The organism is Flavitalea antarctica, from assembly GCF_054461535.1.
The window spans coordinates 14611-29821 of the sequence record NZ_JBTLQG010000025.1 but is presented as its reverse complement, the minus strand read 5'-3'; the positions used below and the strand labels follow the sequence as shown (position 1 = coordinate 29821).

The window sequence follows — 15211 nt, the reverse complement described above, 5'->3', positions numbered from 1 at the left end:
CACGGGGGGTTGGGACGCCGATTTAACCAATGAGTGCTCCAAGGGTTGGGGCGCGGATTTAACCAGTGAGTGCTCCAAGGGTTGGAACGCAGATTTAACCAATACTCCGCTGGCCGGCGGTTGATTACTCAAAATAACCTACAGGCTACAAGTATACCCGTGGACAAGGGCTTCCGCTGATCCTATATTTGTTCTTTATAGAAACAAATGAAAATAATATTCTGGATCGCTACCATCATCAGCTTCATAGGCAACCTTTACATCATTAATGGTTTTATCAACATCTATTATAAGAATTACAACGGCGGACCTGAATCATCTTCCGGGTCCATCAAATACGTGATGATCACGGGGCTGGTAATTTTTGTATCAGGTCTCATCTTTTATTTCACGGGCCATCTGAAGATTGCAACACTTATCATGGCAACACCGGTAGGCCTGCTTATTATTTACATGTTCCTGCTATTACTGCCTGGCCTTTTAGGTGGAAGGATGAATTAGTGATTCCATAATTGCAAGTATTAAATTTGGTTATTAAAACCATATTTATGATCCGGTGCCTTCGTAGTTTTTTAGTTCTTTCAATTATTGTCTCAGGTTGCATGGCAGGCCTTAAAGCTAATCCGGCCGATACACTGAACCCTGTTATCAGGGGTGACTTTGCGGATCCATCAGTAATAAGGGTTGGTGATAAGTATTATGCCGCAGGTACATCTTCTGAATGGGCGCCTCATTTCCCGGTATATGTTTCCAGCGATCTCCTGAACTGGAAACAGGTGGCACATATCTTCCCGGAGAAAAAATCATGGATGCTTTCTTCGTTTTGGGCACCTGAATTATTCTATCATAATAACAAGGTATATGCATACTATACCGTGCGTGATACCAATGGGATATCCTGTATTGGTGTTGCCACAGCCGATCATCCTGAATCGGGTTTCACGGATCAAGGGGTTCTGATCAGGACTGGCAAAGAAGCAATTGATGCATTTGTATTCAATGATTCAGGACAATTATATGTGACCTGGAAGGCTTACGGTCTGGATAAACGCCCTATCGAATTGCTTTCTTCGAAACTTTCTGCAGATGGACTGAAACTTACCGGTGAGCCGGTCTCTATAAAAAAAGATTTTCTTCGCAAGGGGCTTGAGGGGCAGTCCATGATAAAACGTAATGATTACTATTACCTGTTCTATTCGGCAGGCAGTTGTTGCGGTGTACCCTGTGATTATAACCTGAGGGTGAGCAGGTCAAAATCAGTCACCGGGCCTTTTGAAGATTATGCACAAAATCCGGTATTACACGAAGCTGGTCAATGGATGTGTACGGGGCATGGTACACCGGTGTTGCAACCTGATGGCCGCTGGTTTTTTATCTATCATGGATATGAGAAGGAATACAATGTATTTACCGGGCGACAAGCGCTGATCTCTGAAATATCATGGAATGACCCGGAGGGTTGGCCGTCTTTCACACAACCGGGCCCTGCTTCAACAACGTTTAAGAGTGAATGGAGGGATGACTTCAATGAAAAAAAATTGTCATTGCAATGGTCATGGGATTTCAGGCACAGCGACCTCGCAGCAAAGATTGATGATGGATTTTTGAGTTTATCAGGAAACGTAAAACCCGGCAACAAGAGCGGTACAGTATTATGTGTAAGGACGATTGTTCCGGATTACGAAATAAGTACTGAGATCTCTAACGTAAATAATTCACTCAAGGGCCTGGTGTTATATGGTGATGATAACAGTAATGCAGGGATCGGTCTGAAGGGTAACGATCTTATTGTATGGTCAAATAATAACAATAAAAAAGAAATCTTGAAAACACTAACATTGACATCTGCAAAATCAGTCAGGCTGAAAATGGCTGTAACTTACGGGCGGATACTTAAGTTTTTCTTTTCTACTGACGGTAAAAAATGGAACGAGGTGAGCGTTGGCGCTAAGCCGGAAAAGGGCCTGGACGTAACCTATACAAAGCAGTGGGATCGCGCACCAAGGCCCGGAATCATTCACCAGGGGAAGCCGACGGAACCCGCACGTTTTAGCTGGTGCCGGATTTCCAGCAATTAAGGATTAGTCAGCATCGTTTGTGATGAGCGATTACCTGCATTCCGTGTGTAGTTGAATCTCAGCCAGGCTAAATGATAGCGACTAATTACAGACTAAATAATTGATAATATTCATGGCTAAGCTAGAACGGGACGATATATACCTGATCAGTCGTCACAGCGATCTGACGAAGACGGAAATTCATTCATTGCTGGCAGAGCATGTATATACTAGTGCAGCCTCCTGGAAAAAATTTCTACGCATATTTTTCATGAGTCTTGGCGTCGGTTTTCTATCAGCAGGTATTGTAATGTTTTTTGCTTACAACTGGAATTCGCTTGGTAAATTTTCTAAGATAGGACTGATAGAGCTGCTCATTGTTGTGACCACTGCACTGGTGCTTTTTACAAAACTGAAGCAGGATATCAAGAATATCTGTCTCACCGGCGCTTCGGTACTTGTGGGTGTTTTGTTTGCTGTCTTCGGCCAGATTTACCAGACGGGTGCAAATGCATATGATTTTTTCCTCGGGTGGACCCTTTCCATAACACTTTGGGTGGTAGTTGCCGGCTTCGCACCTCTATGGTTGTTATATCTTATACTGATCAATACCACAGTTGTTTTATATTCCGAACAGGTAGCGGGTAACTGGAGTACTGCATTTGTTTATTCACTGGTTTTTGCAATCAACCTGGCTGCCCTGGTTATCTTCATCACGCTGACCGAATCAAACCGCCTGCTGAAAATGCCTTCCTGGTTCATCAAAACCCTTGCGCTTGCAACGGTCCTGTGTGCGACCGTTGGTATAACGGCCGGTATCTTCGGGCCATCAGACCCGGCGTTTGCTGTCCTGGTTTTACTGACAATCCTGGGTTATTTTGCAGGTATTATCTACTCCATTAAAAAAAGACGTTCATTTTACCTATCGATCATCCCCTTCAGCGTAGTAATCATTATCTCGGATCTTTTGCTGAACCTCGGCACAGACGGGGGTATGTTTTTCCTGACTTTTGTGTTTGTTATTGTCAGTGTTACGCTGATCATACGAAATTTGATTTCATTACAAAAAAAATGGGCAGTTGAATAAGATAAACATTATGATACACACGCTGTATCAACTGAAAGCAACTGCCGGCCGGCCGCTCGTTATTGACGAAGACAAGATCCTCGACCAATACCAGGATCAGAAAAACAATGGTAAATCCGGGATTGCAATAAAGGTTTTGTCTGTCTTTGGTGGCATTGCGGCAAGCCTCTTTTTTCTTGCGTTTCTATTTGTCGCAGGATTGTACGAATCAGAAACCGGTATGCTTTTTTTTGGGGTGGTCTCCATGATTGCAGCAGTTGGCGTTAACAAAAAATTTGACAATCTTATAGTTGACACAGCAAGTATATCTTTTTACCTGGTTGGTTTGTTTTTGATGGGTATCGGCCTTGGTTCAATGCATTTGAATGAGCAACAGCTCTGCCTGGTTTTTATTGGCGTTGGCCTCATCACCCTGGTTATCATTCAAAACTATATTTTTTCATTGATCGCCCTGCTCGTCATTAACGGCAGTCTGCTTGCAATGATTTTATTAAGTCGTAATAATAACCTGATCCACTTGTTATTGATAGTACAGGTAGTGGTCATCGTTTACCTGTTCCTTCATGAATCGGTTTTTATATCAGCCGGTGATAAAATCGCAAAGCTCTACCAACCGGTCCGCACAGGCATGGCTATCTCGTTCCTGGCCGGTTTGATTCTCATAGGAAAACAAGGCCTCATCTCTACTCATCCATACTTTGTGTTGGTCACCTCAGTGGCCATGATACTGGCCCTGGTGTATGTTGCTTTCAGACTGGCCTCCGTACTTAAAGTCAGTAAGCGCGATGATAAAGCACTCATTTATGGAGTTGCCTTCCTTATGTTCATGCCCACCATTCTTGCGCCCGCCATTGCCGGATGCCTGTTGATTATCCTGCTGAGCTTTTTCGTACAACATCGTGGTGCGTTTATCTTAGGCGTTGCCGGGTTGATATATTTTATCTGCCAGTACTATTACGACCTTGAATATAGCCTGTTATATAAATCCTTTTTCCTGATGGGTAGCGGGCTTTTATTCATCCTTATTTATTTAGTGACCATAAAAAAATTAGTGACAAATGTCAAAGCTTAAGTGGATCATCATTTTGTTGAACTGTTTGGTTTTGTTGTTTTTCTTCAACAGGTCAGTATTGAGTAAGGAGTCCCTGTTGAAAGATGGAAAACTGATTTTACTTGAACTTGCCCCGGTTGATCCAAGGTCCTTAATGCAGGGTGATTATATGACACTCAGGTATGCAATATCGCAGGGGATCAGTGCGGATAGTGTGTTGCCACGGGGATATGTAGTGGTGAAACTGAGATCGGATGGAGTGGCCGACAGGGTCAGGATACAGGAAAATATAACACCGCTTATTGCCGGTGAATATGCCATCCGCTATAGTATGGGTGCCTGGAGCCTGAATCTTGGTGCTGAGTCCTTTTTCTTCCAGGAAGGGCAGGCAGAGAAATATGCAGTTGCTAAATATGGTGGTCTCAAAGCGGATTCAAACGGTGAAACTGTTCTCATAGGCCTGTTTGACGAACACCTTAAGCAAATAGAGTAAAAGAGTATGTTTATTGAATTGGAGTATGTTTATTGAAACGGAACACCCTCGCTGAAAAGCGACGGGAACGCGGGTACAGTAATCATGAAAAAATGTTCCCGGTAAGCTATGGAATCTGGGTTATTAAAATTATTTTGATAGCAAATCCGGCTGATCGTTCAAAGTTTCAAAAACCATATCTGTTCCTAACCATGGCTATTTCTCTTCGTGTGCTGAGCAGCCTTCTCTGCCTGGCTTTTATTTCTGCTTCAGCTCAGCAATCAACCCCCAAAACACTTTTGTGGCGGATCAGTGGCCATGGCCTTCAAAAGCCCTCCTACCTCTTTGGCACGATGCATCTTAGTGATAAACGATTATTTCGTTTCAGCGATTCCGTATATGCTGCCATTGAAAAGTCGGAAGGTCTGGCGATCGAAGTCAATCCCGATGAGATGGCTGTTTACTATGTGAATAAGATGTTTGATGATCTTGCCAACAAAAAAAAGTTGCAGGATCTGCTTTCGGAAGAAGAATTTGAATATTACCGGGAAGGCCTTGGGCGGAAGTTTAAGAAACCAGCCGGGGAAATTACTACTGATGAAATCGTGCAGGAAAGGAATCGTTGGATGAATGATTTCATGTCGAAAGGAGAGATGCCAACATTTGTAGATGCCTACCTGTACAATATTGCCCGCCGCCAGGGAAAGTGGCTAGGTGGAATTGAGGACCTGGGCGACCAGGTTGGTCTGATGGAAGACATGGTTGATAAGTCGGATCTTGACTATTTATTGCTGGATAATAAAAAGAAGATAAACAAGACCGGTAAATCGATGATGGAGTCCATGATCGAAACTTATACCAGGGAAGATCTGGATGGTATCAACCAGATCTCGAACCAGGGCGGAGCAGAGTATAAAGATCAGTTACTGTTGCGGAGAAATGTGAAAATGGCCAGGCGGATCGATAGCCTTGTCAATATCCGCACAATGTTCCTGGCGATCGGGGCCGCACATTTACCCGGTGACAGCGGTGTGATTGACCTGTTGACCCGGCGTGGTTTTAAGGTGGAACCGGTTATGTCAGCTAAAAAGATCGATGCTTCCAAATACAGCTTTAAGGAAGTACATCTGCCCTGGCAGGAAGTTTCAGATGTAAACAATCTATATAAAATATCAATGCCAGGCAACCCTGCATCTGTTCGGTTGCAGAGCCTGGTAGATATGAAGTTCCACCTGGACCTGTTTACCATGTCGACTTACGCTACCATGGCCGTTATTTATCCTCAGCAGAATTTCAACAAGGATAGTGTTGCGCAACAAATGGCCTCGCTGATGTTCAAGGGCCGAAAATTGAGGCCTGGCAGAAGAATAAGTGTAGGGAAGGCTACCGGTCAGGAGTACATTGAACGCGTAAGTAACCAGAACATGCGCGTCCAGATACTGATGGACGAACGCGTTGTATATGTCGCGATGATGTCCGGAAACAAAAGTGAACATCTTGCAGGTGCTGACGCCAATAAGTTCTTTAGCTCATTTTCCATTCCTGAAAATCGTGTCATCCCGTCCCGGGCTTCCAGGTTTCTCTTCACTGATACCATTATGGGAATCACGTTCGAAGCTCCATCCCGCATCGAACCAAACAAACAATACAGTCGTGATGACAATGGATGGCATATATCCGGTTTTGCAGGAGTGGACCTGGACAAAGGGATTTACACCATGCTTTTCTCACAGGAAGTACTGCCCGGTCATTTTATTGAAAGTGATAGCCTGATAGAAGCAGAACTCTATGAAAAGATGGGTACACAATACCGCGTAATCGACTCGCAGGGTGTCTGGCTCGATGGTAAGCGCATGTTACAGGTTACCGGCGTGAGTACACAACAAAAAGGCCTGTATGCCCGAACGGTGGCTGGTATCAACGGTAATCGCAACATCCTCCTGATGATGATAGGTGATTCGGCCAATGTTTATGGGGAAGCCGGTAATTCACTCTTTCAGTCGTTGCGGTTTATCAAACAGCCCGGGGCGCATTGGAAAAGATATGAGGAGTCAGATAAAAACTTCAGTACCTGGGCCCCTGCCGTGTTTAGGCTCACCGGCCAGGAGTTAAATAATCTACAATGGCTTGCTTATGATACAATGACTTCTACTTCCTATACGGTGTTGCCCGATACGCTCGGTGCTTACGACTGGGCGCAGTCTGACCCCGACTTTTGGAAGATGCAGATTGATGCCCAGCTGGCGGGCGGTGAGTTGCTCACTGATAAGGAAGTTTTTAACGCCGGAAGCAAAGGGCGTGAACTATTGATGCGGAAAAAAGGCGGTGGTAGTATAGTTTACCGGGTAAGGATACTCCTGAATGGAGACAAAGTGTATAAACTCTGTGTAACCGGAATACGTGAATTTGTATACCAGCCGGATATCAACAGGTTTTTTGATGAGTTTACATTCGGGTCAATTGCAGCGGACCAGGCCTTGCACCTGGTTCCTAAAGCCAATGCTTTGATCCGTGACCTCGCTGCTGTTGATTCCACAACACGTCTTAAAGCATATCAGAAACTTGAAACGGCACCATTTGTAGCGTCCGACCTGGAGTTGCTTCACGGTGCAGTATTTAAGACTTATCGCTACCCCTACGGAACTGATTCAGGGATGACCGTTAATAACAGGATAGCCGAACGTATAGTAGCCTTTAATAAACCGGAGTCGATCGATTATTTTGCCAGGACCTACAATGTGTTACATAACCAGGATCATAAAGTGCTGGTTCTAAAAAGCCTTGCTGAAATGAAAAGCAGTGAGTCGTATAAGGCAATGATCGCACTTATAAAGCAGTCATCCCTGACTATGGATCCGGGCTATCAACTGTCCGAACCGCTGCAAGATTCACTCTCTTTAACTGCTGCGTTTTATCCTGAACTAAGAAGGTTTATAAAGGATACTGTTTTCGGACCAGTAATGTCATCAGTAGCACTCCGGTTGCTTGATAGCAATGTCATCGCAAAAAATGAGATCATTAAGGACGAGTCAGATTTCATTGCCACTGCCCGTTTTTTAAACCGGCCGGTAATGTATTCGGAGATGAATGCTGATTATCGTTTGTATGATGTTGCAGCTTTACTTGGGAGGTTCAACACCGGGAAATCAAATAGAGAGCTATCTGGTCTACTGACAACAAAGGATAAATATCTCTCCAGGGATGTGGTCGAACTGCTTCTTAAAAATGCACAGGTCGTAGATGCCGGGCATATCAATAAACTTGCAGCTGATAAAGAAATACGCGTTTCCGTTTATGAGATGTTGAAAACATTGGGTAAGCAATCTTTGTTTCCGTCAAAATATCTTAACCAGGCCGCTTTCGCTGAGTCACTCGCTTACAATAGCGGCGTGGATGATTATTCGCCGAGCTCTTTAAAGTTTATTGAAAAACGCAGGGAAATAATCAATGGTAAAAGCCTCAACTTTTACTTATATAAAATGGGCTTTGGTGAAGATGAAGAATTTTATCTCGCGATGGCCGGTGGTTATGATTCCGCGGATTCGCTGGAGCCAGCTGTTCAACTTACAAACATATATTGGAACGCTGCCTTCGATCAGAAAAAGGTGAAAGAACAATTCAAAGAGATGATACGGGACAGAGATGAGCAATAAAGATGGCTGCAGCATATCAATGACATTATTATGCTATTTTCGCAGCTTACAAAAAGTATAGAAATGGCAGCTACAAAAATTACAGTGAATAGCAATGGTTCATTAAAGATTGAAGGTGATTTCGAGATAGTAGATAAAACCGGTACGCCATACGATCTTGGCGGGAGAGATGTGGTTTCGATTTGCCGTTGCGGCCTTTCGAAAAACAAGCCGTTTTGTGATGCTTCGCACAAAGGTCATTTCGAACATGAGGCAGTAGCATTTGCCTTACCTCCCAAAAAAACGTAAATAAGTTTAGAGCGATGAGTTATGGGTTATGAGTGAGTGATTAATTTGGATGGAGTTATTAGTGATAAGCAACCACTCCAAACTCATTACTTAAAAACCCAAAACTTACTCATAACCCATAACTCATCGCTCTAAACTTCTTTACCCCTGTACTTTCTCTATTTCAATGGTGTTAACTGGTGCTGAACTATCCATTTTCCAATATTGTCTCCCAGGGTCAGACCCGCATCACAACTAAACCGGAAATGCAGGCCGGCCATAACTCTTGAGTCGGCATTTTCCACGGCCGCCTGTTTAAAACTCTTGAACTGCCTTGTCATGTTAACAGGGTTCGATGTTGGAGATTGAAACGAAAAGGACTGGTTGTCCCCAAGGATCGATGTCAACACGGTAGCTGCTGCGTTTCCCAGTGCACTGTGGGTTGATGGATAATCCTGTACCGGTGGAGTAGGCAGGAACGGCTCCCAGGCCGGGTCGGGTGCTGTGTTTGCATTACCATCGTTTGCTGCATTACGGATAGCCGTGAACGGGCGCCAGAAATTATAATGAAACTTCGAATCCCAGCCCGCACTGTATGCATCTGCAAGTGCCATATCCACAAGCGCGAATAAACGCGCAGTCGTAAACAGATCTGTTTTTTTAGCCATTACAGCGTTCCTGGCGATCCGGTTCCAGCCTGCTTCCGAGAACTCATACCAGAACTGCGCATAAGCGGTTTGTTCTGAATTACGCTGTGTGCTTGATTTTGAACCCATGCGTTTTACTTCTTCAAATCCATCCGTGTAGGCCTTTGAATCGAGCGCTGGTTGTGGGGCCACGCGAAACTGGCTGACGCTTGAAATGCCAAAGGGCTGCATATTTTTCCAGAATGGTGCAAACACTATGTCAAACGGCGGAACTGCCTGGTAGATGCCCGGTGTGTTGGATGGAGTTATTGCTCCGAACGGATCTGCCAGCGCGCCGTCATTTGAACGGAGGGCAAGAATTGCTGCAGCTGCTTCCTTGCCGGTCTGCATACCCTTTTGTGAAGCAATGGGATCTGTTGCTGTTGCTGTGGAAGCCTGTAACATGGAGTCAAGCGATGAACGTTTTTCGGGGAAAGCGGCTACCAATACACCGTGAGCCGCTGATGCCGCTGCAACAACCGGATCTGCGTTCTCATCTCTTTTGTTGAATGCATAAGTTTTGAACTGTGGGATCACGGCGTTCACTGCGTCATGCATGGCGATGTGCATCATTGCATTGATCCGGGAGGCGAGCAGTGAATGCTGATAAGCAGCACCTCCCATGGCATTATATGCCATCTCGTTCCAGTCAAGTACAACTTTGTTTGAAAATGTTTTCGGTTTCGGTTTGTCTGCCGAAATGCTGTTCGACCTGTTACAGGCACATAAGGCGCTGATAAAAATTGCGCCCATAACTAAATACTGTTTCATGTTGATAATGTTTTTAGAATACAAAGAAACAATGGCCGGGCGCTGGTATGGTTATGGGAAAAGTATCAACTGGTATGAGAAAGGTATTTTTTGTAAGGCATAAAAAAGCCCTTTGCAGAGGTTTAAAACAAGAACATTGTTTTTTGCTGAACAAAAGAACAATGTTATAAGCGGTAAACAGTCAATGTATTTTTATGTGCAAAAAAAACCCTCTGTTAAGAGGGTTCGGGAAGAAATGTATTCTATCTAACGATCCTTTTGTTATGAAGCTGACCGGTGGTATTATGCTGCCCTTTGTGAAAACTGCTTTTTGTAAGTTGATGGAGAATGACCGAAACGTTTTTTAAATGCAGCGCTGAAATTTGAATAATGATTATATCCCAGGAGATCAGAAAGATCGAACCTGCCTGCATCCTCCCTTTGATCAAGCAACAGTTGCTTCGCATATTCCATTTTCTTGTCGTCGATAAAACGCATTACAGAGGTCTTAAACAATGTTTTGAATCCATGTTTAAGTTTGAAGTTGTTCAGACCCGCGCGGCGCGCAAGTTTGTCCAATGATACATCCTCAAGAAAATGGGTTTCCAGGTATTGCTTCAGATCATGCAAGGCGGCAACATCATTGATGGTCAGTTTTGGAGGCACAGTAGCGTGTTGTTTGTTGGATTCGGCATCGCCACCGTTAAACTCGGCCAGTTGCTGTATCAACAGTAACCTTATCATTGATTCCCGGTAGTACGTACCCAACAAGCCGGAATAAGGACAGTTAATCAGTTGTTCTACGTTTTGATGAATTGCATAGTTCATCGGGCGGCTTTGGTCCAATGTTACCATCGGCTGTCCATCTTCAATGGCACGTAACCATTTGTCATCAGGAAGTTCAACCGGCCATTCGTTTAAGATCAGGGAAGGGCTGATCTTTATACAAAGGTTTTTTGACGTTGTATTTTTTTCGGCAACACATCTTGACCTGAAAGAAGTCACATGATTAACCGAGTGATGCATAGCAGGTACCTTGAACGGTTTATCTTCCAGGAAAAAGGCGGACCCTTTTAGTTGAAAAAACATCATTACAACCGGCTCCGTTCTTTCGAGGTCAAAATGCAAATCGTTATCATGAGTCTGCATATCCTGCGTAAACACGAGCGCGCCCTTAACTTCCCGGATATTCACGTTAATATCGGCCATTCCCGGTTCTTTAACAGACAGCATTGCTGTTCCGCAACTTCTGTAAACCGTGTTCACCTGGTGTTCTATTGCTTCTTTTGCATTCATAAAAAAACTCCGGCAAGATTTGCTCACCGGCGTTGCAAATTTAAGATGCTCCCCGGCGGGAGATGCTCACCAAAACCGGTGAATATGCGGGATCCGCGAGATTCATGCTCTGCTTAGTGTAAATCCTGCAAACTAAGGCAGAAGTTTTTCCGGGAAACTTTGTAATAATTTTTGATTTTAAACGTCGGATATTCCAGATCATTGAGCCCTGGTAGTTGCGTGGTAGTCTTATTCTAAATAATAGTTATGACAAAGATTCTCAAAATAACCGGCATCATATTTACCATTACCCTGATGTCTGCTTATAGATACCCGGAGATCTATCCGGGCAGTTTTTCGGGGTCGGTGCCAGCTTTCTTACCCGCGGATTCAACCGGTATAAAAATTTACAATTCAAATTGTTTAAGCTGCCATAAAGAGTCTGTAGAATCGCTTGCCCCGGGGCTGGGTGTGCTTGCCACTATGTCACCGCGTTCTATCTATACTTCGCTAACCACTGGTAAAATGCGTCAGCAAGGAGTTGCCTTAAGCGATGATGAACGAAAAAAAGTTTCAGAATGGATCACAAAGACAACCATGAAAACTTCTGAAATGAGTAAAGACGCTTATACCAAATTTTCTGCGAATACAATTTCAGGTAAATCTGATCATTCGGGTTGGGGAAACAACCTGGAGGGTACGGGTTTCAGAACAACATCACAAGCCGGGATATCAACACAAAATGTAAAGACCTTAAAATTGAAATGGGCATTTGCGTTTCCCGATGGCACCGTTGCAAGAGGAAAACCGGCTGTGGCCGGGGACTGGCTGATAACAGGTTCTCAATTTGGACAGATTTATGCCATTAACAAGCATACAGGGAAGATCGGATGGGAGTTTACGGCTGCAGCAGCAATACGTGGCGCCATCAACATTGTGAAATCAAAGAACAATGTCACCGCCATTTTCGCTGATTATACCAGTAATGTATATGCGATCGATGTGAAGACCGGCAAACAAAGATGGAACACCAGGGCCGGTTTTGAAGCTTATTCACAAAATACCGGATCTGTAGTGACTTATAATGGAAAAGTATTTGTTCCAATCGTGTCATCAGAAATTGGTTCGGCAGGGCTTAACAATTATGAGTGTTGTACTTCGTCCGGGGGAGTTGTTGCTTTGAATGCTGAGACGGGGAAAATAATCTGGACTTATCGTATACTTCCCAAAGCAGCCGAGACAGTAAAAAAGAAAAATGGCAAATCGTTTTATGGTCCGTCTGGTGCACCTGTCTGGTGCAGTCCGACCGTGGATGCGAAACGTGGTGTACTTTATATTGGCACCGGACAAAACTATTCTGATCCCGCAACAATTTCGAGCGACGCTCTGCAGGCCATAAACATGGAGACAGGAAAACTGGTCTGGAATTTCCAGGCTACTGGTAATGATGCCTATAACCTGGCCTGCCCGGTATTTCTGAATTGTCCTGCATCTGATGGTCCTGACCTTGATTTTGGTGTGGCGCCCATCATCGTTAAAGGTCCGGACGGCAATGATATGTTGTTGGCAGGGCAAAAGTCAGGTGTAGTTTATGCGCTTACTCCGGAAGGAAAATTGATCTGGAAATCAAGGGTAGGTAAGGGAGGTAAATTAGGCGGCATCCATTGGGGTATCGCTACTGATGGTACTAATGTCTATGCCTGTAATGCTGACAACCCTATTGCGCTTGATAAAGCTGTAAAAGACTTCCAACCTTCTCCGGGTTTGTTCGCATTAAATCTTAAAACCGGTGACACGGTATGGAGTGCCCGTTCACCTGGATGTCCACCGAATAAGGTTTGCCTGAATGGGAATTCTGCAGCGCCTTTGGTTGTGCCTGGAATCGTGTTTGCAGGTTCTTTAGATGGAATACTAAGAGCATATTCAAGTATAGATGGTACTATCCTTTGGGAGTTCGATACTGCAAAACCATTTGATACTGTCAATGGTATCAAAGGCAAAGGTGGGTCGATCGATGGCCCTGCACCGGTTGTTGCGGATGGAATGTTATTTGTGAATTCGGGTTACGGTATGTTTGGCCAGGCACCAGGTAATGTGTTGCTGGCTTTTGAGGCAGATGCGTTGAAGAAATAAAATTCAAGGATGTGTCGGAAAGCTGTTTGCGTAAAGCCGGTGCTTAGTGACTTTGAACCTGATATCTGTTGCATAAATTCAATTGCTTCGATACTTTGAAATTGAAGGCTTTTGCAATAAGTGAATATTGACAACGTTTTAAGGAAAACATTGAATGGCGGTCTCGATAGTCTCATATTTCACGCCGGGGTGTTTTCTGTTAACCAATTTTATTTAATGCCATGCCGTAATAATCTGCATCCAGTAAAAACAATTGCATAATCCGTTCTTCCTTTTCTTCTTCGCTACTTAGCTCTCCAAAGTGGACATGCCAACCTTTTGGTTCCCCATAATATTTTTTAGATAACGCTTTATTGAAATCTTTCAGGTCAGTGATTTTTTTCGCCAATAAACTTTCAACTTCGTCCGGCAGATTCCGCACCTTTGCCCTGACATAAGCCATCACCCCTTTTGTTGCCTCGTCTGCCGAATGCTTAAAGTAACCATAATCTGGCCAGAGATAAGAAATTTTATGCATCAACAACCCTATCCGCACTTCATTTGGGGCAAACGACCTGCTGTGTCGGAAGCATTCTATAAGTAACTTTTTCTTGTCGTCATTTAAAAACAACTTGTATTCCGATTTTAGGAATGTAATTTTTTCTTGCACACCATACATATTTGGCATGGCAGTGATTTTAGGTTCTTTAAACAAATCCGGTAAAAACACGGTTGCATAGTAAGATAGTATCTCCTGGTGATAGTTAACTGTATTGGCCTTCTGGTTATCCTGATCTATCAAACTCTGCTCATATCGTTTAATATCGTCAGAGAGGTTTACCAGGTAGTCTTTAAATTGCTGCTCAGAGAGTATTTTCTTAAATGTAAAAGATTCGTAGTCCCATTCCTCCCAGGTGGACAAGTAATGCTTTTTAGAATATAGATTCTTGTCCTTCTCATAATCATAGATTTGTTGGGCCTGTTCAGATGTCAGGTTGAGGTATTGATGTCGCTTTTTGATAAGATTTATATACCACTCATATTCTTCTGGTGTCATAATATTATGCTGCTTAATTTCTTTCAATTTATGCTTCCATTGTTAATTGTGCTATTTTGGCAACCCGGCCTTACTGTTTATTTCTTTGATTGAAAAGACACTCCAAAAGCTGATTTGGAAATTTATCGGTTTTAATGTAATATTTACATCCTGCTTTATCAAATCTTACCATTGTTTTGAAGACTTTTCTCTTATTCTGACCTGTGTTAGGCAACTTATTTTTTAAACCTTAAATTTTAAAATTATGTTAGTCATTGCACATCACAACATCAACGATCCCGAGAATTTCTGGGCAGGAGCAAAGGAAGTGTCAAAAAATCTTCCCGCTAATTTAAAAATCCACGGAATTTATCCTGCCAAAGATGGCAATACAGGTACCTGTCTTTGGGAAGCCGACAGTGCCCAGGAAGTTCAACAGTTCCTTGATAAGGTTGCCGGACAGTTTGCGAAAAATCTATGCTATGAAGTAGACGTTGAAAATGCGATCGGTCTGCCGAAAATTAAGATGGAAGAAACAAATCTTAATTAGGGACTCATTTACAGTCAAGCCAATACTTGAGGTTGTTCTGGAAACGCTATTCAATTTCAAATCCCAGGATTTACCTGCCAGATTTGAGACCAGTGCCACTGGTGTAAGGAAGATGGCCGGAATTTCCCGACCTATCTGACAAACAATTTTGCTATTGACGTTTCGAGAATTAAAATCTCTGGTGTAAAAGCCGAAGTTATTGCGACCAGGGAAGG

General features: G+C 43.6%; 12 protein-coding genes. 9 read left to right on the top strand and 3 right to left on the bottom strand.

Annotated features, from left to right (window positions below):
- Window positions 1–207 precede the first annotated feature (207 nt).
- The 7 genes from ACX0G7_RS19140 (at window position 208) to ACX0G7_RS19110 (ending at window position 8608) form a co-directional block, all read left to right on the top strand.
- Entirely contained in the window at window positions 208–501 is a 294-nt protein-coding gene (locus tag ACX0G7_RS19140) for a hypothetical protein (protein ID WP_458925128.1), read from the top strand.
- 101 nt (window positions 502–602) lie between these two features.
- Window positions 603–2078 (top strand): family 43 glycosylhydrolase, encoded by a 1476-nt coding sequence (locus tag ACX0G7_RS19135; RefSeq protein WP_458925127.1) that lies wholly within the window; start codon window positions 603–605, stop codon window positions 2076–2078.
- A gap of 112 nt (window positions 2079–2190) precedes the next feature.
- Window positions 2191–3144 carry a DUF2157 domain-containing protein gene (locus tag ACX0G7_RS19130; RefSeq protein ID WP_458925126.1) on the top strand — a complete coding sequence of 318 codons (954 nt, stop codon included), beginning with the start codon at window positions 2191–2193 and terminating at the stop codon, window positions 3142–3144.
- A 10-nt stretch (window positions 3145–3154) separates the two neighbouring features.
- Window positions 3155–4216, top strand: coding sequence for a DUF4401 domain-containing protein (locus tag ACX0G7_RS19125; RefSeq protein ID WP_458925125.1), 1062 nt, complete (start codon window positions 3155–3157; stop codon window positions 4214–4216).
- Window positions 4203–4688 (top strand): GDYXXLXY domain-containing protein, encoded by a 486-nt coding sequence (locus ACX0G7_RS19120; RefSeq protein ID WP_458925124.1) that lies wholly within the window; start codon window positions 4203–4205, stop codon window positions 4686–4688. Before ACX0G7_RS19125 ends, ACX0G7_RS19120 begins: the two co-directional genes overlap by 14 nt.
- 32 nt (window positions 4689–4720) lie before the next feature.
- The gene (locus tag ACX0G7_RS19115; RefSeq protein ID WP_458925123.1) at window positions 4721–8320 is read left to right on the top strand and encodes a TraB/GumN family protein; all 3600 of its coding nucleotides are present in this window, start codon (window positions 4721–4723) and stop codon (window positions 8318–8320) included.
- Window positions 8321–8383: 63 nt separating this feature from the next.
- Window positions 8384–8608 carry a CDGSH iron-sulfur domain-containing protein gene (locus ACX0G7_RS19110; protein ID WP_458925122.1) on the top strand — a complete coding sequence of 75 codons (225 nt, stop codon included), beginning with the start codon at window positions 8384–8386 and terminating at the stop codon, window positions 8606–8608.
- 158 nt (window positions 8609–8766) lie between these two features.
- Here the strand turns inward: ACX0G7_RS19110 and ACX0G7_RS19105 are convergent, their stop codons facing one another.
- Together ACX0G7_RS19105 and ACX0G7_RS19100 are read right to left on the bottom strand one after the other, a co-directional pair.
- Window positions 8767–10044, bottom strand: coding sequence for a vanadium-dependent haloperoxidase (locus ACX0G7_RS19105; RefSeq protein WP_458925121.1), 1278 nt, complete (start codon window positions 10042–10044; stop codon window positions 8767–8769).
- 282 nt (window positions 10045–10326) lie between these two features.
- Window positions 10327–11346, bottom strand: coding sequence for a helix-turn-helix domain-containing protein (locus ACX0G7_RS19100; RefSeq protein ID WP_458925120.1), 1020 nt, complete (start codon window positions 11344–11346; stop codon window positions 10327–10329).
- Window positions 11347–11565: 219 nt separating this feature from the next.
- Here ACX0G7_RS19100 and ACX0G7_RS19095 point away from each other — a divergent pair, with 219 nt between their 5' ends.
- Entirely contained in the window at window positions 11566–13431 is a 1866-nt protein-coding gene (locus ACX0G7_RS19095; protein ID WP_458925119.1) for an outer membrane protein assembly factor BamB family protein, read from the top strand.
- 199 nt (window positions 13432–13630) lie between these two features.
- On the opposite strand, the gene ACX0G7_RS19090 is transcribed toward ACX0G7_RS19095, so the two are convergent.
- On the bottom strand, window positions 13631–14494 hold the full coding sequence (locus tag ACX0G7_RS19090; protein ID WP_458925118.1) for a hypothetical protein: 864 nt from the start codon (window positions 14492–14494) through the stop codon (window positions 13631–13633).
- A gap of 217 nt (window positions 14495–14711) precedes the next feature.
- On the opposite strand from ACX0G7_RS19090, the gene ACX0G7_RS19085 reads away from it, so the two are divergent.
- Entirely contained in the window at window positions 14712–14996 is a 285-nt protein-coding gene (locus ACX0G7_RS19085) for a hypothetical protein (RefSeq protein WP_458925117.1), read from the top strand.
- Window positions 14997–15211: the final 215 nt, after the last annotated feature.

Coding starts and splice junctions, on each gene's coding strand:
- ACX0G7_RS19140 (WP_458925128.1), top strand. CDS start 208: ATGAAAATAATATTCTGGATCGCTACCATCATCAGCTTCATAGGCAAC.
- ACX0G7_RS19135 (WP_458925127.1), top strand. CDS start 603: ATGGCAGGCCTTAAAGCTAATCCGGCCGATACACTGAACCCTGTTATC.
- ACX0G7_RS19130 (WP_458925126.1), top strand. CDS start 2,191: ATGGCTAAGCTAGAACGGGACGATATATACCTGATCAGTCGTCACAGC.
- ACX0G7_RS19125 (WP_458925125.1), top strand. CDS start 3,155: ATGATACACACGCTGTATCAACTGAAAGCAACTGCCGGCCGGCCGCTC.
- ACX0G7_RS19120 (WP_458925124.1), top strand. CDS start 4,203: ATGTCAAAGCTTAAGTGGATCATCATTTTGTTGAACTGTTTGGTTTTG.
- ACX0G7_RS19110 (WP_458925122.1), top strand. CDS start 8,384: ATGGCAGCTACAAAAATTACAGTGAATAGCAATGGTTCATTAAAGATT.
- ACX0G7_RS19105 (WP_458925121.1), bottom strand. CDS start 10,044: ATGAAACAGTATTTAGTTATGGGCGCAATTTTTATCAGCGCCTTATGT.
- ACX0G7_RS19095 (WP_458925119.1), top strand. CDS start 11,566: ATGACAAAGATTCTCAAAATAACCGGCATCATATTTACCATTACCCTG.
- ACX0G7_RS19085 (WP_458925117.1), top strand. CDS start 14,712: ATGTTAGTCATTGCACATCACAACATCAACGATCCCGAGAATTTCTGG.